Here is a 21,560-nt window from a genome sequence, read left to right on the forward strand (position 1 = left end):
CGGGGTGTTTTGTGGGCGGCGTGTATGCGCGGCGCTTTGATCGGCGATCGTTCCAGGGGTTGAAGTATTTGGTGTCGTCTGGGCGGCCGGACCGCCCACCCCCACGACTTTCAGGCAGTCCGCCGGAGCACGGCCAGGAACATGGCGTCCGTCCCGTGCCGGTGCGGCCACAACTGCACCGTCGGCCCCGGGCCCAGGCCCGGCATGCCCGGCGGCAACAACGGCCGCGCGTCCACGAAGTCGACCTCGACGCCACTGCGCCGGGCCCCCTCGCTCACCGTGACCTGCGTCTCCACCATGTGCGGGGAGCAGGTCACGTAGGCCACCACGCCACCCGGGCGTACCGCCCGCAGCGCCGCCACCAGCAGCTCACGCTGCAGTTTGGTGAGGGGCGGCAGGTCAGCCGGCTGCCTGCGCCAGCGCGACTCCGGGCGGCGCCGCAGCGAACCCAGCCCGGTGCACGGCGCGTCCACCAGCACCCGGTCGAACGACTCCTCCGGCAGATCCGGATCACGGCCCACCGAACGCCCGTCCATCGGCAGCACCGTGACCGGCATGCCCTCGGTCGCGATGTCGACCAGCCGGGCCCGGTGCTCGGCCACCTCCACCGCCGTCACGTCGGCGCCACGACCGGCCGCGATCGCCCCCATCAGGCCGGTCTTGCCGCCCGGCCCGGCGCACAGGTCGAGCCAGCGGGTGTCCCGGCCCTCGATCGGAGCGGCCAGCAGCGCCGCCGCGACCAGCTGCGAACCCTCGTCCTGGACATGGGCGCGACCCTCGCGGATGGCGGCCAGGTCACGCGGCGCGCCGCCGTTCAGATAGACCGCGTACGGCGAGAACGCGCCCGGAACACCGTCGACCTCGTCGGCCAGCTCGACCGCGTCGGCCCGGCCCGGCCGCGCGCACAGGTGCACCACCGGCGGCTGGTTGTCCTCGATCAGCAGGCGGGCGGTGTCGTCCAGATCGCCGCCGAGCGCCTCGGCGAACGACCGGATCACCCATTGGGGATGGTGGTGGATGACCGACAGATGACCCACCGGATCCGTCTCGTACGACGGGGCGAGCCGCTCCAGCCACTTCTCCAGCGAGGTCTCGGAGACCGTACGCATGACCGCGTTGGCGAACCCGTGCGCACCCGGCGCCACCGAGCGGACCAGGTCGACCGTCTGGTTGACCGCCGCATGCGACGGCACCCGCGTGTAGAGCAACTGGTAGACGCCGAGACGCAGCGCGTCCCGGGCCGGCGGGTCGATCCGGGAGACCTCCCGCTCGGCAGCCGCCGCGATGATCAGATCCAGCGTGCCGAGAGCACGCAGCGTGCCGTACGTCAGCTCGGTCGCGAAGGCCGCGTCCCGGCCGTGCAGGCCCATGCCGCTCAGGATGTCGGAGAGGACCAGGTTCGCGTACGCGTCGTCGCGGTGCACCGCCGCAACCGCCTCGTAAGCCGCCTGCCGTGCCGGGTCCGACGGTGGCCGGCCGGCGCGCGGGGCCCGGCCGCTGCGCCCGTCCCGCGGGTGGCCCGGGCCGCTCGGCCGGCTGGGCCGCCCACCGTGCGGTCGCGAAGCCCGATGTTCCGTCACGCCAGTTTCTCCCCTGCTTCGATTCGCATCCCCCGTGCCCAGTCGGTGGCCGCCATCGGCTTCTTGCCCGCCGCGCGCACCTCTCCGAGTTGCACCGGCGTCGTCGCCGTTCCGGCCAGTACCTGCTTGCGTTCCACCAGCAGCTCGCCCGGCCGCAGCGACGGCGCGTTCGCCACCGGTCGCACCGGGCCCAGCTTCAGCCGCTCGTCACGCAATGTCGTCCACGCGCCGGGCGCCGGCGTGCACGCCCGGATCCGGCGGTCCACCGCGAACGCCGGATCGTCCCAGCGGACCCGGGCGTCCTCGGCGGTCAGTTTCGGCGCGAAACTGACACCGTCGGCCGGCTGCGGATGTGCCCGCACCGTGCCCGCCTCGATCGCGTCGAGCACCGTCACCAGCAGCCCCGCACCGTCCACGGCGAGCCGTTCCAGCAGGTGGCCGGAGGTGTCGTTGAACCGGATCTGCTCGGTCAGGGTGCCGTAGACCGGGCCGGTGTCCAGGCCCGCCTCCAGCTCGAAGACACTCGCGCCGGTCACCTCGTCGCCGTGCAGCACCGCGTGCTGCACCGGAGCCGCACCGCGCCAGGCGGGCAGCAAGGAGAAGTGCAGGTTCACCCAGCCGTGCTTCGGGATCTCCAGCGCTGACGGGGGCACCAGGGCGCCGTACGCCACCACGGGCACACAGTCCGGCGCGATCTGCCGCAGCCGCTCCTGGAACTCGGGGTCACGGGGTTTCTCGGGGGTCAGCACCTCGATGCCGCGCTCGTCGGCCCACGCGCCGACGGGCGAGCGCACCAGGCGCCGCCCCCGGCCGGCCGGAGCATCCGGACGGGTCACCACGGCGACCAGCTCGTGCCCGGACGCGGCGACCGCCTCCAGGCTCGGCACGGCCACCTCAGGGGTGCCCGCGAAGATCAGGCGCATCCGATCACCGGCCCGGACTGAAGATGCCGGACCCGAAGACACCCCGGCCGTGCGGGCTGTCCTTGATCGTGGGCGGCTTGGCCGCGTCGTACCAGTCGGCTGAGCGGATCTGCTTCATCGCGTCCTTGCGGGCCGCGGCGTCCAGCCGATCCAGGAAGAGAACACCGTCGAGGTGGTCGGTCTCGTGCTGGACACAGCGCGCCATCAGACCGGTGCCGACCACCTGGACCGGGTCGCCGAACTCGTTGAAACCGTTCGCGACCACGTTCTGCCGGCGCTTCGTGTCGATGTAGATGCCGGGGATGGACAGGCACCCCTCGGGCCCGTCCTGCTCCTCCTCGTCGGGGAAGGAGAGGACCGGGTTGACGATGTGCCCGACCACGTCGTCGATGTCGAAGCTGAAGACGCGCAGGCCGACACCGAGCTGCGGAGCGGCCAGACCGGCGCCACCCTCGTCCTGCATCGTCTCGATCAGATCCTTCACGAGATTGCGCAGTTCCTTGTCGAAATCGACGACGGGGTCGGCCGGCGTGCGCAGCACCGGATCACCGAAAAGACGGATGGGCTGGACGGTCACGCGGCGGGACTCCTGACTCTGATGGGCGGTACCTGACCAGTCTACGGAGTGACCCACGCAACGCTGTCGGTGACAGCGTCGCCGTGATCCGGCCGGCACACTTCGGCGGACGGTCTCAGAACAACTCGGCCGGATCCACCTGGATACGCACCGGCAGAGCGGCCTTGCGGGCGCTGCGCACCCCGGCCGCCTCGTGCAGGGCGTGGGCCAGCTCGGCCGCCCGCGACCGGGTCACCCGCAGCAGCATCCGCTCCTGCTCGTCCGATGCCGGAACCGGCCCCAGCAACTCGGCGCCGTCCGGCAGATGCGTCAGCGACAACAGCTCCGCCACCGCGGCCGCCTGGCCGGTCACACTCGCCATCCGTGCCGCCGGCGGGAAACCCAGATCACGCCGCTCGGCCAGCTCACGCGCCGCGAACCAGCCCGGGTCCCAGCGGATCAGCGCCTGCACCGGCGCCAGCGAACCGTCCGCGACCACCACCACCCGGCCACCCTCGTGGGCCGGACGGGCCAGGGCCGCCGCGTTGAGCCAGCGGCGCATCGTCTCCTCCGCCGCCCGCAGGTCGGCCCGGCTCAGCAGCGCCCACGTGTCGAGCAGCAGCACCGCCCCGAACCCGCCCTCGGCAAGTGGCTCAGCTCCCGGCGTCGACACCACCACGGCCGGGGCGGCCGGCACCTCGCTCAGCACCTGCTCCCGCCCCGAGGTGCGCACCGGGAACCCCGGAAAGGCCCGGCCCAGTTCCTCAGCCGTACGCCGGGCGCCGATCACCGACGCCCGCAGCCGCCGGTCATGGCAATGGGGGCAGCTGTAGTCGGCCGCCGCCCGCCCGCACCAGTGACAGACCGGCACGTCCCGGGCGCCGTGCAACCCGAGCGGCCCCGCACAGTGCGGGCAGCGCGCCGGAGCGCGGCACTCGGCACACGCCACCGACGGCAGGTACCCACGGCGAGGCACCTGCACCAGCACCGGCGCACCCGCCTGGAGCGCCTGCTTCGCGGTCTGCCAGGCCAGGCTCGGCAGCCGGGCGACCACCGCCCCCGGGTCACGGGCCAGCTGGAAGTCGTCGCCGGTCGGCGCGATCGCGGGTGATCGCCGGCGCAGCACCGCCCGGTCAGCGACGATCTCCCGCGCCCAGCCGGTCTCGAGCAGCAGCTGCCCCTCACCGGTACGCGCGAAGCCACCCACCAGTGCCGCACAGTCGGCCAGGCGGGCCCGGGTGAGCAGGACGTCCCGGGCGTGCGGGTACGGCGCCCGCGGCTCGGCGTGCACGTCGTCCCCGTCGTCCCAGATCACCACGAGTCCCAGCCGGGGCACCGGTGCCCACACCGCGGCCCTGGTCCCGACGACCACCGGCACCTGATGCCGGCTCGCCGCCAGGAACCGCCGGTAGCGTTCCGACGGGCCGAGCGCCGCGTTCAGCGCGACGTGCCGCCCCTCGCCGAGGGTCTCCGCCAGCGCCCGATCGACCCGGTCGAGGTCACGCGCGTCGGCAACGACGATCACCACACCGCGCCCGCCGAGGACGGTGGCCGCGGCGGCCTCGGCGATCCGGGCCGGCCAGTCCTCCCCCGGCAGCGCCGACCAGACGGCCCGCGCCGGGCGCCCCTCCCGCACGGCCCGCAGATAGGCCGGCCCGGCAAGGTACGAGTCCCAGCCGCCGGCCGGGTGAGCGGCGTCGTTCGTGCTCACGGTCACGTCGGGATCGACCGGGACAGCGGCATCCGCGGGGGCGCCGGGGCCTCCCGCCGCTTCCGGGCTGGCTACGTCCTGGCTCACCACTGCGCCCGGACTGGCTACGTCCTGGCTCACCACTGCGTCCGGGCTGGCTACGTCCCGGCTCGCCACTGCGCCCGGGCTCGCTGCTTCCAGGCTCGCCGTCGCGTCCGGGCTCGCCGCGTGAGGGCTCACCGCCGCGTGAGGGCTCACCGCCGCGTCCGGGCTCGCCGCTGCATCCGGCCTCTCCGGCGGTTCGGAGTCCGCGGCGGCCGGGGAACTCTGTGTCTCCACCCGGGCGTGCCGTGGTGGCACAGCGAGCCGCAGCACATCGGCCAGATTGCCGGCGTAGCGGTCGGCGATCGCCCGGGCCAGCGTGGCGATCTCCGGGTCGAGCACGCGCTCGGGCGAGACGACCTTCTCCAGATAGGCCAGCTTGCCGCCGTGGTCACTGGACTCGACCCGGGACAGCAGGAATCCGTTGACCTGCTGACCGGCGAACCGCACTTTCACCCGGACGCCCGGCTGCGCCGCCTCGTCGTCGGCCGCCGGGACCAGATAGTCGAACGGCCGGTCGAGATGCGCGAGCGGCACGTCGACGCACACACGGGCGACCGGCAGCCGCTCGGCCGGCTCCCGCTCCGCACGTACACCCTTGGTCCCCATCGCCGCACATTCTGCCCGGCCCCTATGACATTCACGCCCGGCCGGCCCCTCCACTGGCCCGCCGGCCCACCGGCTCAACCCCCCAGCCGGCACATCCACCCGCCCGCCGGGCCAGCGGTCCGCGGCATGCGGCTGGCGGCCGGGACGTCAGTGGGTCAGGCAGGTCACCGTCTGCTCGCGGAGGTCGATCTCGACGATGTCCGGGAAGCGGAGGTCGGCCCAGAAGCGGGCCGGGTCGGTGGCGAGGCGGTATCGGCTTGCCATCCACACCGTCGGTGCCAGGCCGTGAGTGCCGATCACCAGCGTGCGGTGGTGTTCGGCGGCGGTGGCCGCGTGACGTACGACCGCGGCGTCGAACCGGCCGATCACCTCATCGCGCGGTTCCCAGCCGTCGGGGCACCCACCTCGCGCGTACGATTCGGCGGCGGCCTGGTAGCCCTCGTCGGTGAACCACACGTGCGGGCGATGGACCTCGGCCAGGCCGGCGTCGCGGACGACCCGCTGGGCACCGGCGATCTCCTGCACCGCCGCGTTCAATCCCCCCTCACCGATCTTGTGAGTTCGCGCCGCCAGCAGCACTCGAAACTCACAAGGTCAGCGAAATAGGCGAGAGGGCGGACGACGCGAGGCGGCGGGGAGCGGCGGCGGCGCGAGACGGCGGGGAGCGGCGAGGCGGGGGCGCAACAGGGAGCGGCGGCGGGGCGGAAAACGACGAGGCGCCCATCCCCGGGAAGGGGTGGGCGCCTCGTCGGCGGCCAGATGTCAGGAAGCAGCGTTCTTGAGGTCCTGGGCGCGGTCGGTGCTCTCCCACTTGAGGTCCGGCAGCTCACGGCCGAAGTGGCCGTACGCGGCGGTCTGCTGGTAGATCGGGCGCAGCAGGTCGAGGTCGCGGATGATGGCGGCCGGCCGCAGGTCGAAGACCTCCTTGATGGCCTTCTCGATCCGCTCGACCGGCACGTTCTCGGTGCCGAAGGTCTCCACGAACAGGCTGACCGGGTGGGCCTTGCCGATCGCGTAGGCGACCTGGACCTCGCAGCGCTCGGCCAGGCCGGCGGCCACGACGTTCTTGGCGACCCAGCGGGTGGCGTACGCCGCGGAGCGGTCCACCTTGGACGGGTCTTTGCCGGAGAACGCGCCGCCACCGTGGCGGGCGTAGCCGCCGTAGGTGTCCACGATGATCTTGCGACCGGTCAGGCCGGCGTCACCCATCGGGCCGCCGATCTCGAAGCGGCCGGTCGGGTTCACCAGGAGCCGGTAACCCTCGAAGTCCAGGCCGAGGCCCTCGAGCTCGGGCGCGATGACGTGCTCGCGGACGTCCGGCGTGAGCAGCGACTCGAGCGAGATGTCGGCGGCGTGCTGCGACGACACGACGACTGTGTCGAGGCGTACGGGACGCAGGCCGTCGTACTCGATGGTGACCTGGGTCTTGCCGTCGGGACGCAGGTAGGGGATCGTGCCGTCCTTGCGGGCGGCCGACAGCCGGCGTGCCAGGCGGTGGGCCAGCGCGATCGGCAGCGGCATCAGCTCGGGCGTCTCGGAGCAGGCGAAGCCGAACATCATGCCCTGGTCGCCGGCGCCCTGCGAGTCGAGAACGTGCTCGGAGTCACCCTCGCGCAGCTCGATGGCGCTGTCGACGCCCTGCGCGATGTCCGGCGACTGCGAGCCGATGGAGACACTCACGCCGCAGGAGGCGCCGTCGAAGCCCTTCTTCGACGAGTCGTAGCCGATCCTCAGGATCGTGTCGCGCACGATGCTGGGAATGTCGGCGTAGGCCTGCGTGGTGACCTCGCCCGCCACGTGCACCTGGCCCGTGGTGATCAGGGTCTCCACCGCGACGCGGCTCCGCGGGTCCTGGGCGAGCAGGGCGTCGAGAATCCCGTCGCTGATCTGGTCAGCGATCTTGTCCGGGTGGCCTTCCGTGACCGACTCGGAGGTGAACAGGCGGCGTGCCACGGTGCTCCTCAGATTTGTCGAATACAAGGTAACGCGGAAGTGTAGTCAGGGGTGCTGAGCGTGTCCTACCTGGGCGTCCAGGCGGGCGGCGACTTGATCCAAAATCATATCGGCCACATCGTCTTTGGGTAGTTCCCCGTGAGTGGCGGTGAAGCCGTCCGCACCCAGCAGGGTGACGGTGTTGCTGTCCTGGCCGAACACCAGGCCGGCGCCGACCTCGTTGACGACGATCAGGTCGGCGCGTTTGCGGACCAGCTTGCCGCGCGCGTTCTCCAGGGCGTCGTGCGTCTCGGCCGCGAAGGCGACCAGGATCTGGCCGGGACGTTTGGCCGCGCCGAGTTCGGCGGCGATGTCCGGGTTCTCGACCAGGGCGATCGCTGCGGGCGTACCGTCGCCGGTCTTCTTGATCTTCTGTTCGGCGACCGTTGCCGGGCGGAAGTCGGCGGGCGCCGCCGCCATGACGATCGCGTCGGCCGAAGCGGCCGCCTCGACGGTGGCTTTGCGCAGCTCCTCGGTGGTGCCGACCCGGACGAGGTCGACTCCGGCGGGGTCGGCGAGCGAGACGTTCGCCGAGACGAGTGTCACCCGGGCGCCGCGCGCGACGGCGGCCTTGGCCAGCGCGTACCCCTGCTTGCCGGAAGATCGGTTGCCGAGGAACCGGACCGGGTCGAGCGGCTCGCGCGTCCCACCCGCGGTCACCACGACATGACGACCAGCAAGATCAAGATCAAGGCCCCGCCTGAGTACGCGCAAAGCGGTCTCGAAGATCGACGAGGGATCGGGCAGCCGCCCCTTGCCGGTGTCCTTCCCGGTGAGACGGCCTACAGCGGGCTCGATCACGATCGCCCCACGCTCGCGCAGAGTTGCCACGTTCGCCCTGGTGGCCGGGTTCTCCCACATCTCGGTATGCATGGCGGGCGCGTACACGATCGGGCAGGTGGCCGTGAGCAGCGTGTTGGTGAGCAGGTCGTCGGCAATGCCGTGCGCCGCCTTGGCCAGCAGGTCGGCGGTCGCCGGAGCCACCACGACGAGTTCCGCGGCCCGGCCGATCCGCACGTGCGGCACCTCGTGCACGTCGTCCCAGACACCGGTCGCGACCGGCCGTCCGGACAGTGCCGCCCAGGTGGGCTCGCCGACGAACTTGAGCGCCGCATCGGTCGGGACGACCCGGACGCCGTGGCCGGACTCGGTGAACAGGCGCAGCAGTTCGCACGCCTTGTAGGCGGCGATCCCACCACCCACGCCCAGCACGATCTCGGTCACAGAAAGGGCTCCCACCTCGAGGCCACATCCCGGGCATGACGCTCGTCATGCGGGGTCCGGGGACTCGGCCCCGGGGCAGAAATGCGGAGTGCCCCCGGTTCGCGTTTCCTGCGAACAGAGGGCACCCGGGACACGTAGCTACGGGTTGTCGGTCGCCTCGGCGGTCAGCAGGCCCGCGTTGATCTCGCGCATGGCGATGGAGAGCGGCTTCTCCTGCGGCGTGGTCTCGACGAGCGGTCCCACGTACTCCAGGAGGCCCTCACCGAGCTGGCTGTAGTAGGCGTTGACCTGGCGGGCGCGCTTGGCCGCGAAGATCACCAGCGAGTACTTCGACGAGGTCTTGTCGAGCAGTTCGTCGATCGGCGGGTTGGTGATGCCTTCGGGGTTCGCGATGGTTCCCACTTTGGTGAAGTCCTTAATGCTCGTGTGCCAGGTATAACGAACCGAGCAATCCTACCAGCTCATCAGCGGCACGTTCGACGAAGTCGTTGACCACGGTGACGTCGAACTCCGCCTCGGCGGCCAGTTCCTCGTCCGCGTGCGCCAGCCGGCGCTTGATCGTCTCCTCGTCGTCGGTGCCCCGGCCGATCAGCCGGCGCTGGAGCTCCTCGACGCTGGGTGGGGCCAGGAAGACCAGCTGGGCGTCCGGCATGGCCGCCCGGACCTGTCGCGCGCCCTGCAGATCGATCTTCAACAGAACGGGCCGGCCCTGGGAGAGCCAGCCCTCGACCTGCGCGCGGGGCGTGCCGTAGAGGTTGCCCGCGAATTCCGCCCACTCCAGTAGCTGACCGCCGTCGATCAGTCGCTGGAACTCGGTCCTGGTCGCGAAGTGGTAGTGCTCGCCGTCGGTCTCGTAGTCGCGTTTCTTGCGTGTTGTCACCGACACCGAGAGTTTGATCCACGGCGAGCGCAGCCGGATCAGCTCGATCACACTGTCCTTTCCGACCCCGGAAGGGCCGGAAAGAACAGTGAGGCGGGCTGCCGGCTGCGCGTCGTCATCCATGCTCACGGCTCATTCCTACACGAGCCCATGAGTCAGTTCGCAGCGAACTCCCCCAGGAGGGCCTTGCGCTGCTGGTCGCCGAGACCCCGGAGCCGGCGGCTCTCGGCGATCTTCAGCTTCTCCATGATCTGCGTCGCACGGATCTTGCCGATGCCCGGCAGCGCCTGAAGCACGGCCGAGACCTTCAGCTTGCCGACGACCTCGTCGCCTTCCGCGCGCTCGAGCACGGCGGCGAGGGTGGTCTTGCCGGACTTGAGCTGTTCCTTCAGCTCAGCCCGAGCCTTGCGAACTTCCGCGGCCTTCTCCAGCGCAGCAGCACGCTGTTCGGGGCTCAATGACGGGAGCGGCACCAGTTCTCCTCAGGTCCCTGAGCGGCGGTAGTTCAATACCGGCGCTTCTGTGAAACGTGGTGTGCCATGGAACCGAAGGGGCATATGGTTCCCGGCGCCGGGAAAACTAGCGGTCAAACCGGGTTTCGGCAACGTGGGGGTACCCCCGCCCCGGCTCTTCGGGAGCCTGCTAAGCAGGCCGTTTCACCCGAGCGCGGCGCGCACGCCGGCCAGAACGCGGTCCGAAGCGGCCCGCAGATCGGCGATCTCCGGGCCCGCGGCGAGAACTTCGCGTGAGTACGACGGCAACACGTTGTGAAGGCTCTCACCGAAGACCGCGCGCAGGTCATCAGGCGTTCCACCCTGCGCTCCGAGGCCCGGCGCAAGCAGCGGGCCGTTGACCGCGGAGAGGTCGTGGCCGGTCCTGCCGATCGTCGCGCCGACGACGAGCCCGAGACTTCCGAGCGGCTTCGCACCCGCGTTGACCTGGGAAATCTCATCGATCACGGTTTGCGCGACGGTTTTTCCGCTGGCGCCGACGGCATGCTGGACGGCCGCGCCCTCGGGGTTCGAGGTCAGTGCCAGGACGAAGACTCCACCGGAGTGAGCGGCCGCCAGGTCGAACGCGGGCTGCAGAGAACCCACTCCAAGATAGGGACTTACCGTAATCGCGTCAGCACGGAGAGTACTGGCTGGATTGAGGTACGCGTCGGCGTACGCCGCCATCGTCGAGCCGATGTCGCCACGTTTCACGTCGAGCAGGACGATCGCGCCGGCCTCTCGCGACTGTCGGATAGTTGACTCAAGAACCGCGACGCCACGTGACCCAAATCTCTCAAAAAAAGCGGACTGTGGCTTCAGAACAGCCACCCGATCGGCCAAGGCGTCGACGACCGTACGGGCGAAGCGTTCCAGGCCGGCGATGTCGTCGGAGAGTCCCCAGCGGGCCAGCAGAGCGGCGTGCGGATCGATCCCGACGCACAGGGGACCACGCTCCGCTACCGTCGCGTGCAGCCGTTCGCCGAACGTTTCCATCAGCGTTACCTCTTCCGTGTCAGCTAGCCGCCACCGCGGCGGCGATTCCCGCGGTAATGCGGGCCAGGTCGGCGTCGTCCGTGACGAACGGCGGCATGGTGTAGATCAGGTCCCGGAACGGCCGCAGCCAGACTCCCTCGGCCACCGCCGCGGCGGTGGCCCTCGGCAGATCCACCTCGCGATCCATCTGCACGACACCGATGGCGCCCAGGACCCGCACGTCAGCGACCCCTGCAGCCCCCCGAAGCGGCTCCAGGCCGGCTTTCAGGCCCTTTTCGATCTCCGGTACGCGCCGCGCCCATCCGCCGTCACGCAGGAGCCCCAGGGAGGCCACCGCGACGGCGCAGGCGAGTGGGTTGCCCATGAAGGTCGGGCCGTGCGCCAGCCCGCCACCCTCCCCGGCCGAGATCGCCGCGGCCACCTCGCCGGTGCACAGGGTGGCCGCCAGGGTCAGGTATCCCCCGGTCAGCGCCTTGCCCAGGCACATGATGTCCGGGCTCACGCCGGCGTGATCGGCGCCGAAGAACCGTCCGGTCCGGCCGAATCCCGTGGCGATCTCGTCGAAGATCAGGAAGATGCCGTGCGCCGCGGTCACCTCGCGCAGCACCCGCAGGTACTCCGGATGGTGGAACCGCATCCCGCCCGCGCCCTGCACCACCGGTTCCACGATCACGGCGGCGATCTCATCGGCGTGCCGGGCGATCATCCCGGTCAGCGCGGCGGCGTAGTCCTCGTCCCATCCGGCGGGCGGCGGGCCGGCGAAGAACTGCACGGGCAGCACCCCGGTCCAGAGCGCGTGCATGCCGCCGACCGGGTCGCAGACGCTCATCGGGTGAAACGTGTCACCGTGATATCCGCCGCGCCACGTCGCCAGCCGCTGCCGGCCCGGCCGCCCCAGGGCCCGCTGCGCCTGCAGCGCCATCTTGACCGCCACCTCGACGCCGACCGAACCGGAGTCGCACAGGAAGACGTGCTCCAGCCCGGCCGGAGTGATCTCGACCAGCTCGGCGGCCAGCCGGATCGCGGGCTCGTTGGTGAGCCCGCCGAACATCACGTGACTCATCCGCCCGGCCTGATCGGCCAGCGCCGCGTCCAGCGCCGGGTGCCGGTAGCCGTGGATCGCCGCCCACCAGGACGACATCCCGTCCACCAGTTCCCGGCCGTCGGCCAGCCGCAGACGCACGCCCTCGGCGCTCTCCACCAGATACGGCTCGCTACGGCCGGGCATCGGCCCGTACGGGTGCCAGACATGCGCCCGGTCGAGCGCCAGCAGTTCCGCCGCCCTACCGCCGCCCTGGCCGGGTGGCCGGGACGACGGGCCGAGCGGGTTCGCGGCGGCGCTGCCGTCCGGGCCGGGTGGCCCGGACGACGGCTCGAGCGGGTTCGCCGCGGCGCTGCCGCCCGGGCCGGGTGGCCCGGACGACGGGCCGAGCGCAACGGGGTCGCGCCCGGCCGGGCTCATCGCGCCGCTGCCGCCCGCGACGGGCGGGCGCCCCGGGCGACCTCCAGGACCAGGTCCGGACCGCGATAGATGAAACCGGAGTAGAGCTGCACCAGGGCCGCACCGGCGTCGAACATCCGGGAGGCGTCGTCAGCCGACATGATCCCGCCGACCCCGATGATCGGCAGCCGCCCGCCGGACTCGGTGTGCACGAACCGCACCACCTCGCGGGCCCGGACGGTCAGCGGCGCTCCGGAGAGACCGCCGGCCTCGCCCGCCAGGTGCTGATCGGCCGGCGCGAGCCCGTCGCGGGACAGCGTCGTGTTGGTGGCGATGATCCCTGCCGCGCCGTGGTCCAGGCAGACCTCGAGCAGCTCGGCGATGGCCGGCTCGGTCAGATCGGGAGCGATCTTGACGAGTACCGGCACCGGGCCGGTGAGCGCCTTCAGCAGCGCCGCGATCGAATCCCTGTCCTGCAGGTTGCGCAGGCCCGGCGTGTTCGGCGAGGACACGTTGACCGCGATGTAGTCGGCGTACGGGTGCAGCAGCCGGTAGGACGTCAGGTAGTCGTCGACCGCGTCCTCCAGCGGGGTGACCTTCGACTTGCCGAGCGAGATGCCGAGCGGCACGTCGAGCGGGCCCAGCTCGGCCAGCCGATCGGCCAGGGCGGTCGCACCGGCGTTGTTGAAGCCCATCCGGTTGACGATGCCCTCGCTGGTCTTCGCCCGGAACAGGCGCGGCTTGTCGTTGCCCGGCTGCGGTCGTGCGGTGACCGTGCCGACCTCGACGAAGCCGAAGCCGAGCGCCGGCCATGCGGGCAGGGCGATCCCGTTCTTGTCGACGCCGGCGGCCAGACCGACCCGGTTGGGGAAGCGGACCCCGAAGACCTCGACCGGGTTGGAGAACCCGTACCAGCGGCGCATGGCGGCCAGGGCCGGGGCGGGCAGCCGGGCGAGCTGGTCCAGCGTCCACTCGTGGGCGTGCTCGGCGTCGCCGCCGCCCAGCCGGAACAGTGCCGGCCGGGCGACGCGCGTGAACAGGCTCACCGGATGCCCCCGGCGGTGAGCGCCGAGCGGTACCGCACGACGCGGGCGGTCACTCGCCACCCCGCAGGATCTTGTGCAGCTCCTGCAGCGGCCGGACGGTCATGTCGCCGGCGCGGAGCGCCTCGATACCCATCACGGCGGCTGCCGCGCCCGGGACCGTGGTGATGCTTGGTACGTCGGCGGTCACGGCGGCACTGCGGATCTCGTACCCGTCGAGACGGGCGCTGGCGCCCGAGCCCTGCGGGGTGTTGATGATCAGCGAGATCTCGCCCGCCAGGATCAGCTCGACCGCGTTCTTCCGGCTGGGGTCCTCGTAGTGCTTCGGGACGACCTCGCACTCGATGCCGTAGCGGCGCAGCACCTCGCCCGTCCCGGCGGTGGTGACGATGGTGAACCCCAGGTCGGCGAGCCGCTTGACCGGGAAGATCATCGAGCGCTTGTCCCGGTTCGCGACCGACACGAAGACCTTGCCGCTGGTGGGCAGCGAGCCGTACGCCGCGGCCTGCGACTTGGCGAACGCCTGGCCGAAGCCGGCGTCGATGCCCATCACCTCACCGGTCGACTTCATCTCCGGGCTGAGCAGGCTGTCCACGTTCTTGCCGGACAGGGTACGGAACCGCTTGAACGGCAGCACCGCCTCCTTGATCGCGATCGGCGCGTTCGGCGGCGTGGTGCCGCCGTCCCCTTCGGGCAGCAGCATCCCCTCGGCGCGCAGATCGGCGATGGTGGCGCCGAGCATGATCCGGGCCGCCGCCTTGGCCAGCGGGACGGCCGTCGCCTTGGAGACGAACGGGACGGTCCGGGAGGCGCGCGGGTTCGCCTCGAGCACGTAGAGGGCCTCGTCCTTGAGCGCGTACTGCACGTTCATCAGGCCGCGCACCCCGATGCCGCGGGCCAGCGCCTCGGTGTAGCGGCGCACCTCGGCGATGTGCGGGGCGGCCAGGTTCATCGGCGGCAGCGAGCAGGCCGAGTCGCCGGAGTGGATACCGGCCTCCTCGATGTGCTCCATCACGCCGCCGAGGTAGACCTCACCGGTCGCGTCGCAGAGCGCGTCCACGTCGATCTCGATGGCGTCGTCGAGGAACCGGTCGACCAGCACCGGGTGGTCCGGCGAGATCTCGGTGGCCCGCTCGATGTAGCCCTTCAGGGTCGGCTCGTCGTAGACGATCTCCATGCCCCGGCCGCCCAGCACGTACGACGGGCGGACCAGGACGGGGTAACCGATGGTGTCGGCGATCGCCTTGGCCTCGCTGAAGCTGGTCGCGGTGCCGTGGTCGGGCGAGCGCAGGCCGTTCTCGGCGAGCAGCGCGCCGAACAGGCCGCGGTGCTCGGCCAGGTCGATCGACTCGGGGCTGGTGCCGACGATCGGCACGCCGGCGGCCTTGAGGCGGTTGGCCAGGCCGAGCGGGGTCTGGCCGCCGAGCTGCACGATCACGCCGATCACGCCGGGGCCGCCGGCCGCCTTGCCGGAGCTGTCCTCGGCGTGGAACACCTCGAGGACGTCCTCAAAGGTGAGCGGCTCGAAGTAGAGCCGGTCGGCGGTGTCGTAGTCGGTCGACACGGTCTCCGGGTTGCAGTTGACCATGACGGTCTCGAAATCGACACCACGGAGCGCTTGTACGGCGTGCACGCACGAGTAGTCGAACTCGATGCCCTGGCCGATCCGGTTCGGGCCCGAGCCCAGGATGATCACCTTGGGCCGGTCGCTCGGCGCGACCTCGGTCTCCTCGTCGTACGACGAGTAGTGGTACGGCGTGCTCGCCTGGAACTCGGCGGCACACGTGTCGACGGTCTTGTACACCGGCCGCAGGCCGAGCCGGTGCCGCAGCGCCCGGACCCCGTCCTCACCGGCCAGCTCGGGGCGCAGCACCGCGATCTGCTTGTCGGAGAGCCCGGACCGCTTGGCCCGGCGCAGCAGCTCCTCGTCGAGGACCGGCGCGGCCAGGATCTCGGCGCGCAGGTCGACGAGGGCCTGGATCTCGTCGAGGAACCACGGGTCGATCCGGCCGGACGCCGCGTGCACCTGCTCGACCGTGGCACCGAGCCGCAGCGCCGCCTCGACGGTGTAGAGCCGGCCGTCGTGCGGGATCTTCAGCGCCTCCAGGGCCTCGTCGACGTTCTCGAACGTCGGCGCGGTCCAGAAGCCGGCGGCCTTCGTCTCCATCGAGCGCATGGCCTTGTTGAGCGCCTCGGCGAAGTTGCGGCCCAGGCTCATCGCCTCACCCACCGACTTCATCGTGGTGGTGAGCTCCTTGTCCGCGCCCGGGAACTTCTCGAACGCGAACCGCGGAATCTTGACGACCACGTAGTCGAGGGCCGGCTCGAAGGCGGCCGGCGTCTTGAGCGTGATGTCGTTCGGGATCTCGTCGAGGGTGTAGCCGATGGCCAGCTTCGCCGCGATCTTGGCGATCGGGAAGCCGGTGGCCTTCGACGCCAGCGCGGACGAGCGCGAGACCCGCGGGTTCATCTCGATCACGATCATCCGGCCGTCGTCCGGGTTGATCGCGAACTGGATGTTGCAGCCGCCGGTGTCCACGCCGACCTCGCGGAGCACCGCGATGCCCAGGTCACGCAGCTTCTGGTACTCCCGGTCGGTGAGCGTCATGGCCGGGGCCACGGTCACGCTGTCACCGGTGTGCACGCCCATCGGGTCGATGTTCTCGATCGAACAGACGACCACGACGTTGTCGTGCTTGTCGCGCATCAGCTCGAGCTCGTACTCCTTCCAGCCGAGCACGCTCTCCTCGATGAGCACCTCGTGCACCGGGGAGGCGGCCAGGCCGGCGCCGGCGATCCGCTCCAGGTCGTCACTGGTGTGCGCCATGCCGGAGCCCAGACCGCCCATGGTGAACGACGGCCGGATGACGACCGGCAGGCCGATCTCGGCGACGGTCGCCCGCACCTCGTCCATCGAGTGGCAGACCCGCGAACGGGGGGTCTCGCCGCCCGCGAGCGCCACGATGTCCTTGAACAGCTGCCGGTCCTCGCCCTTGCGGATGGCGTCGACGTTCGCGCCGATCAGCTCGACGCCGTACTTCTCCAGAACGCCGCTCTCGTGCAGGGCGATCGCGGTGTTCAGAGCGGTCTGGCCGCCCAGGGTCGGCAGGATCGCGTCCGGCCGCTCCTTGGCGATGACCAGCTCGACGAACTCCGGGGTGATCGGCTCGACATAGGTGGCGTCGGCGAACTCCGGGTCGGTCATGATCGTGGCCGGGTTGGAGTTGACCAGCGAGACCCGGATGCCCTCGGCCCGCAGCACCCGGCACGCCTGGGTGCCGGAGTAGTCGAACTCGCAGGCCTGGCCGATGACGATCGGGCCGGACCCGATCACCATGACGTGCTTGAGATCTTCACGCTTCGGCACTTGCTCAGCCCTTCTTTTCCACGAGCTCGACGAACCGGTCGAAGAGGTAGTCGGCGTCGTGCGGGCCGGCAGCGGCCTCAGGGTGGTACTGGACGGTGAAAGCCGGGACCTCCAGGCCCCGCAGGCCCTCGACCACGTTGTCGTTGAGGCAGACGTGCGAGACCTCGACACCACCGAACTCGGTGTCGACCCGCTCGCCGACCGGGGCGTCCACGGCGAAACCGTGGTTGTGGCTGGTCACCTCGACCTTGCCGGTGGTCTTGTCGAGCACCGGCTGGTTGATGCCGCGGTGGCCGTACCCCAGCTTGTAGGTACCGAAGCCGAGCGCACGCCCGAGGATCTGGCTGCCGAAGCAGATGCCGAACAGCGGCACCTGGCGGCGCATGACCTCCCGCGCGAGCGCGACCGGGCCGTCGGCGGTGGCCGGGTCGCCGGGGCCGGGCGAGAAGAACACGGCGTCCGGGCCGACCGCGAGGAGGTCCTCGATCGCGGACGAGGCCGGGAAGACGTGTGTGGTCACACCGCGCGCGGCCAGGCGCCGGGAGACGTTGCGCTTGATGCCCAGGTCGAGCGCGGCGACCGTGTAGCGGTGCTCGCCCTCGGCCTGGACCGTGTAGCGCTCCGGCGTGGTGACCTGGGCGGACAGGTCGGCACCGAGCATCTGCGGCTCGGCCTGCACCCGCTGCAGCAGCGAGCGCGGATCGAGGTCGACGCTTGACACCCCGACCCGCATGGCGCCGCGTTCGCGCAGGTGGCGGGTGAGGGCCCGGGTGTCGACGCCGCTGATGCCGACGACGCCCTCGGCCTTGAGCCGGTCGCCGAGGTCGCCGGTGGAACGCCAGTTGGACGGCCGGCGGGCCGGGTCGCGGACCACGTAGCCGGCGACCCAGATGCGGTCCGACTCGTCGTCCTCGTCGTTGACGCCGGTGTTGCCGATCTGCGGCGCGGTCTGCACGACGACCTGCCGGTGGAACGACGGGTCGGTCAGCGTCTCCTGATATCCGGTCATCCCGGTGGTGAAGACCGCCTCGCCGAACGTCTCACCCACCGCACCGTACGCGTTTCCGTGGAACGTGCGCCCGTCCTCGAGGACGAGGATCGCCTTTGCCATTACTTGACTGCCTTCCCGTCGAGAACCGTCGCCTCGCCCCGCAGGAAGGTCGCGACGATGCGACCGGGCAGGGTCATACCCGCGTACGGCGTGTTGCGGCTGCGGCTCGCCAGCTCCGCGGGGTCGACGACCCGGCGGGCGGACGGGTCCACCAGCGTGAGGTTCGCCGGGCTGCCGGCGGTCAGCTCACCGCCGTGCCCGGCCAGACCGGCGATCCGGGCCGGGGCCCGCGACATCCGGTCGGCAATCAGCTCCCACTGCGGTCCGTAGATGCTCAGCACGATCGGCAGAGCCGTCTCCAGACCGAGCATGCCGGGCCGCGCGTGCGCCCACTCGCATTCCTTGTCCTGCACGGCGTGCGGGGCGTGGTCGGTGGCCACCACGTCGATCACCCCGTCCAGCAGGGCCTGGCGCAGGGCTTCGACGTCGCTGCGCGTACGCAACGGGGGGTTGACCTTGAAGACCGGGTCGTAACCCGCCGCCAGCTCGTCGGTGAGCAGCAGGTGGTGCGGGGTGACCTCGGCCGTCACCCGGACGCCGCGAGCCTTGGCCTGGCGCAGTACCTCGACCGAACCGGCGGTGGAGACGTGGCAGACGTGCAGGCGGCTGCCGACGTGCTCGGCGAGCAGCACGTCGCGGGCGATGATCGCCTCCTCGGCGACGGCCGGCCAGCCGGTGAGACCGAGACGGGTGCTGACCTCGCCCTCGTGCATCTGGGCGCCCTCGGTGAGCCGGGGCTCCTCGGCGTGCTGGGCGATGACGCCGTCGAACGCTTTCACGTACTCCAGGGCGCGGCGCATCAGCTTCGGGTCGGCGACGCAGAAGCCGTCGTCGGAGAAGATCCGCACGGCGGCCGCCGAGGTGGCCATCGCGCCGAGCTCGGCCATCTGCTTGCCGGCCAGGCCCACTGTGACGGCACCGATCGGCTGCACGTCGACCAGACCGGCCTCCCGGCCCAGCCGCCAGACCTGCTCCACCACGCCGGCGGTGTCGGCGACCGGCGAGGTGTTCGCCATGGCGCAGACGGCCGTGTAACCGCCGAGGGCGGCCGCGCGGGAGCCGGTCTCGACGGTCTCGGCATCCTCCCGGCCGGGTTCACGCAGGTGGGTGTGCACGTCCACCAGGCCGGGCAGCGCGACCAGGCTGGTCGCGTCGATCACCTCGGCGCCCTCGACGGGCCCGCCGGCGATCACGCCGTCGGCGATGTACAGGTCGGTCGGTTCGGCACCGAGGATCGAGACGCCCTTGATCAGGTACGCCATCACTTGCCTCCCAGCAGCAGGTAGAGGACGGCCATCCGGACGCTGACGCCGTTGGCGACCTGTTCGACGATCGTGGAGCGGGGCGAGTCGGCCACCTCGGGCGCGATCTCCATCCCGCGGTTCATCGGGCCGGGGTGCATGACGATCGCGTGCTCCGGCAGTTTCCGCATGCGGCCGACGTCGAGGCCGTAGCGGCGGCTGTACTCACGGGCCGAGGGAAAGTAGGAGTCCTGCATCCGCTCGGTCTGCACCCGCAGCATCATCACCACGTCGCTGTCCGGCAGCACCGCGTCCAGATCGTAGGAGACCTGGGTCTTCTCGGAGAGCGCCGCCGCGACGTCGAGCGGGATCAGGGTCGGCGGGCCGACCACGGTGACCTGTGCGCCGAGGGTGGTCAGCAGCAGGACGTTGGAGCGGGCGACCCGGCTGTGCAGGACGTCGCCCACGATCGCGACCCTCAGGCCGTCGAGACGGCCGAGGCGCGAGCGCATCGTGTAGGCGTCGAGCAGCGCCTGGGTCGGGTGCTCGTGCGTCCCGTCGCCGGCGTTGACGACCGATCCGTCCACCCAGTTCGCCAGCCGGTGCGGCGCGCCGCTGGCCGAGTGGCGGATCACCACGGCGTCGGCACCCATCGCCTGCAGGGTCAGCGCGGTGTCCTTGAGGCTCTCGCCCTTGGACACGCTGGAACCCTTGGCGGAGAAGTTGATGACGTCGGCGGAGAGCCGCTTGGCGGCCGCCTCGAAGGAGATCCGGGTCCGGGTCGAGTCCTCGTAGAACAGGTTGACCACGGTCCGGCCGCGCAGCGCGGGCAGCTTCTTCACCTCGCGGCCGGAGAGGGCGGCCATCTCGCCGGCGGTGTCCAGGATCAGCGTGGCGGTGGCCGCGTCCAGGTCGGCGGCGGAGCGCAGATGCTTGATCACGAGAGGCCTCCGAGCAGTTTGACCTCGTCGGCGCCGTCGGTCTCGGTGAGGGTCACCTTGACGCTCTCGCTGAGCGCGGTCGGGATGTTCTTGCCCACGTAGTCGGCGCGGATCGGCAACTGGCGGTGACCGCGGTCGACGAGCACCGCGAGCTGTACCGAGCTGGGCCGGCCGACGTCGTTGAGCGCGTCCAGGGCGGCCCGCACCGAGCGGCCGGAGAAGAGCACGTCGTCGACCAGGATGACCCGCAGGCCGTCGATGCCGCCGGGCGGCAGCTCGGTCCGGCCGAGCGCGCGGGTGGCCTTGAGCCGCAGGTCGTCGCGGTAGAGCGTGATGTCCAGCGAGCCGACCGGCACCTCGACGCCCTCGAACGCGTGAATCCGCGCGGCGAGGCGGTGAGCCAGGGGTACTCCGCGGGTCGGGATGCCGAGCAGCACGGTTCCGGTGGCGCCGGAGGTCTTCTCGAGGATCTGGTGGGCGATTCGGTCGACGACCCGATGCAGGTCGGACTCCGCCAGAATGATCTTGCTGGGTGCGTCTGCGCGTGGTCGTGCCACGGCGGACCTCCTTCCCCGCCTCACGGGACGGGTCGTTAAAGGACGTCGGTCGAGTCCAGGGAAGACCCGGACGCGATGGCTGACGCTACGTTACCAGTGGATACAGCGATGACCATGGTGACGTGCCCGACTGGAGCAGACCGGACAAATCCCCCCGTCTAGGGATACAGCCGGTAACTTTGGTGCGGGCCCGCGCGACTCATCGGTAACCAACACTTGACCGGCGGTCGCAAACTCCGTACCGTCACGCAGCGTAGCGATCCGCGAGGAAAGAACCCTCCGGGCCAGCACAGTACCGGGAGTGTCCGTATGCCGTCTGAGTACGCGAAGTCGCTGGGCGCTCGCCTGCGCTCCATCCGCCAGCAGCAGGGCCTGTCCCTGCAGGGTGTCGAAGAGAAGTCCAACGGCCGCTGGAAGGCGGTCGTGGTCGGCTCCTACGAGCGGGGTGACCGTGCCGTCACCGTGTCGCGTCTGGCCGAACTGGCCGACTTCTACCGTGTGCCCGTCTCCGAGCTGCTGCCCGACGGCAGTGGTATCCGGCTCGAGGCCACCAACAAGATCGTGCTTGACCTCGAGAAACTGTACGACACCACCGGCGAGGACCTCGCTTACGTGGCGCGTTACGCCCGGGCGATCCAGCAGCAGCGTGGCGACTACAACGGCCGCGTCCTCTCGATCCGGGCCGACGACCTGCGCGCGCTCGCCATCGTGTACGACATCTCGCCGTCCGGCCTCATCGAGCGCCTGACCGAGCAGGGCGTCCTGGTCGCTGACCCGCGCGCCTTCTTCGCCAGCTGATCCTCGGCCGGCTTAACA

General features: G+C 71.0%; 19 protein-coding genes. 1 reads left to right on the plus strand and 18 read right to left on the minus strand.

The window, feature by feature from the left end:
* Window positions 1-110: 110 nt before the first annotated feature.
* From AB0G04_RS39120 to pyrR, 18 genes are all read right to left on the minus strand, one after another.
* Entirely contained in the window at window positions 111-1,580 is a 1,470-nt protein-coding gene (locus AB0G04_RS39120) for a transcription antitermination factor NusB (protein WP_360994070.1), read from the minus strand.
* The gene (gene fmt, locus AB0G04_RS39125) at window positions 1,577-2,503 is read right to left on the minus strand and encodes a methionyl-tRNA formyltransferase (RefSeq protein WP_360994072.1); all 927 of its coding nucleotides are present in this window, start codon (window positions 2,501-2,503) and stop codon (window positions 1,577-1,579) included. The genes AB0G04_RS39120 and fmt overlap by 4 nt, the downstream gene beginning before the upstream one ends.
* A 4-nt stretch (window positions 2,504-2,507) precedes the next feature.
* Complete coding sequence (def, locus tag AB0G04_RS39130) at window positions 2,508-3,080, minus strand: peptide deformylase (RefSeq protein WP_360994074.1); 573 nt, start codon at window positions 3,078-3,080, stop codon at window positions 2,508-2,510.
* 115 nt (window positions 3,081-3,195) lie between these two features.
* Window positions 3,196-5,460 carry a primosomal protein N' gene (locus AB0G04_RS39135; RefSeq protein ID WP_360994077.1) on the minus strand — a complete coding sequence of 755 codons (2,265 nt, stop codon included), beginning with the start codon at window positions 5,458-5,460 and terminating at the stop codon, window positions 3,196-3,198.
* Between the two features lie 147 nt (window positions 5,461-5,607).
* Window positions 5,608-5,997: a hypothetical protein gene (locus AB0G04_RS39140; protein ID WP_360994080.1), complete on the minus strand. Its 390-nt coding sequence runs from the start codon at window positions 5,995-5,997 to the stop codon at window positions 5,608-5,610.
* A 225-nt stretch (window positions 5,998-6,222) separates the two neighbouring features.
* A complete protein-coding gene (gene metK, locus AB0G04_RS39145) occupies window positions 6,223-7,413 on the minus strand; it encodes a methionine adenosyltransferase (protein WP_360994083.1) in 1,191 nt (396 codons plus the stop codon).
* Window positions 7,414-7,458: 45 nt separating this feature from the next.
* Entirely contained in the window at window positions 7,459-8,676 is a 1,218-nt protein-coding gene (gene coaBC, locus AB0G04_RS39150) for a bifunctional phosphopantothenoylcysteine decarboxylase/phosphopantothenate--cysteine ligase CoaBC (RefSeq protein ID WP_360994086.1), read from the minus strand.
* A gap of 138 nt (window positions 8,677-8,814) precedes the next feature.
* Window positions 8,815-9,078 (minus strand): DNA-directed RNA polymerase subunit omega, encoded by a 264-nt coding sequence (gene rpoZ, locus AB0G04_RS39155; protein WP_015623990.1) that lies wholly within the window; start codon window positions 9,076-9,078, stop codon window positions 8,815-8,817.
* A gap of 13 nt (window positions 9,079-9,091) precedes the next feature.
* Window positions 9,092-9,679, minus strand: a complete 588-nt coding sequence (gene gmk / locus AB0G04_RS39160; protein ID WP_360994274.1) for a guanylate kinase — start codon at window positions 9,677-9,679, stop codon at window positions 9,092-9,094.
* Window positions 9,680-9,711: 32 nt separating this feature from the next.
* Window positions 9,712-10,029, minus strand: coding sequence for an integration host factor, actinobacterial type (mihF, locus tag AB0G04_RS39165; protein WP_360325203.1), 318 nt, complete (start codon window positions 10,027-10,029; stop codon window positions 9,712-9,714).
* 183 nt (window positions 10,030-10,212) lie between these two features.
* The gene (pyrF, locus tag AB0G04_RS39170; RefSeq protein ID WP_360994089.1) at window positions 10,213-11,043 is read right to left on the minus strand and encodes an orotidine-5'-phosphate decarboxylase; all 831 of its coding nucleotides are present in this window, start codon (window positions 11,041-11,043) and stop codon (window positions 10,213-10,215) included.
* A 19-nt stretch (window positions 11,044-11,062) separates the two neighbouring features.
* Complete coding sequence (locus AB0G04_RS39175) at window positions 11,063-12,505, minus strand: adenosylmethionine--8-amino-7-oxononanoate transaminase (protein WP_360994091.1); 1,443 nt, start codon at window positions 12,503-12,505, stop codon at window positions 11,063-11,065.
* Window positions 12,502-13,530 carry a quinone-dependent dihydroorotate dehydrogenase gene (locus tag AB0G04_RS39180; RefSeq protein ID WP_360994094.1) on the minus strand — a complete coding sequence of 343 codons (1,029 nt, stop codon included), beginning with the start codon at window positions 13,528-13,530 and terminating at the stop codon, window positions 12,502-12,504. The genes AB0G04_RS39175 and AB0G04_RS39180 overlap by 4 nt, the downstream gene beginning before the upstream one ends.
* A gap of 49 nt (window positions 13,531-13,579) precedes the next feature.
* Window positions 13,580-16,894 (minus strand): carbamoyl-phosphate synthase large subunit, encoded by a 3,315-nt coding sequence (gene carB / locus AB0G04_RS39185; RefSeq protein ID WP_360994097.1) that lies wholly within the window; start codon window positions 16,892-16,894, stop codon window positions 13,580-13,582.
* A gap of 4 nt (window positions 16,895-16,898) precedes the next feature.
* Window positions 16,899-18,005 (minus strand): glutamine-hydrolyzing carbamoyl-phosphate synthase small subunit, encoded by a 1,107-nt coding sequence (carA, locus tag AB0G04_RS39190; RefSeq protein ID WP_360994099.1) that lies wholly within the window; start codon window positions 18,003-18,005, stop codon window positions 16,899-16,901.
* The gene (locus AB0G04_RS39195; protein ID WP_360994102.1) at window positions 18,005-19,270 is read right to left on the minus strand and encodes a dihydroorotase; all 1,266 of its coding nucleotides are present in this window, start codon (window positions 19,268-19,270) and stop codon (window positions 18,005-18,007) included. Before AB0G04_RS39195 ends, carA begins: the two co-directional genes overlap by 1 nt.
* Entirely contained in the window at window positions 19,267-20,187 is a 921-nt protein-coding gene (locus tag AB0G04_RS39200; protein ID WP_360994105.1) for an aspartate carbamoyltransferase catalytic subunit, read from the minus strand. The genes AB0G04_RS39195 and AB0G04_RS39200 overlap by 4 nt, the downstream gene beginning before the upstream one ends.
* Window positions 20,184-20,744: a bifunctional pyr operon transcriptional regulator/uracil phosphoribosyltransferase PyrR gene (gene pyrR, locus AB0G04_RS39205; protein ID WP_360994108.1), complete on the minus strand. Its 561-nt coding sequence runs from the start codon at window positions 20,742-20,744 to the stop codon at window positions 20,184-20,186. The genes AB0G04_RS39200 and pyrR overlap by 4 nt, the downstream gene beginning before the upstream one ends.
* Window positions 20,745-21,053: 309 nt before the next feature.
* On the opposite strand from pyrR, the gene AB0G04_RS39210 reads away from it, so the two are divergent.
* On the plus strand, window positions 21,054-21,542 hold the full coding sequence (locus tag AB0G04_RS39210) for a transcriptional regulator (RefSeq protein WP_014446326.1): 489 nt from the start codon (window positions 21,054-21,056) through the stop codon (window positions 21,540-21,542).
* Window positions 21,543-21,560: the final 18 nt, after the last annotated feature.

Source organism: Actinoplanes sp. NPDC023801 (assembly GCF_040639655.1).
GTDB lineage: Bacteria > Actinomycetota > Actinomycetes > Mycobacteriales > Micromonosporaceae > Actinoplanes.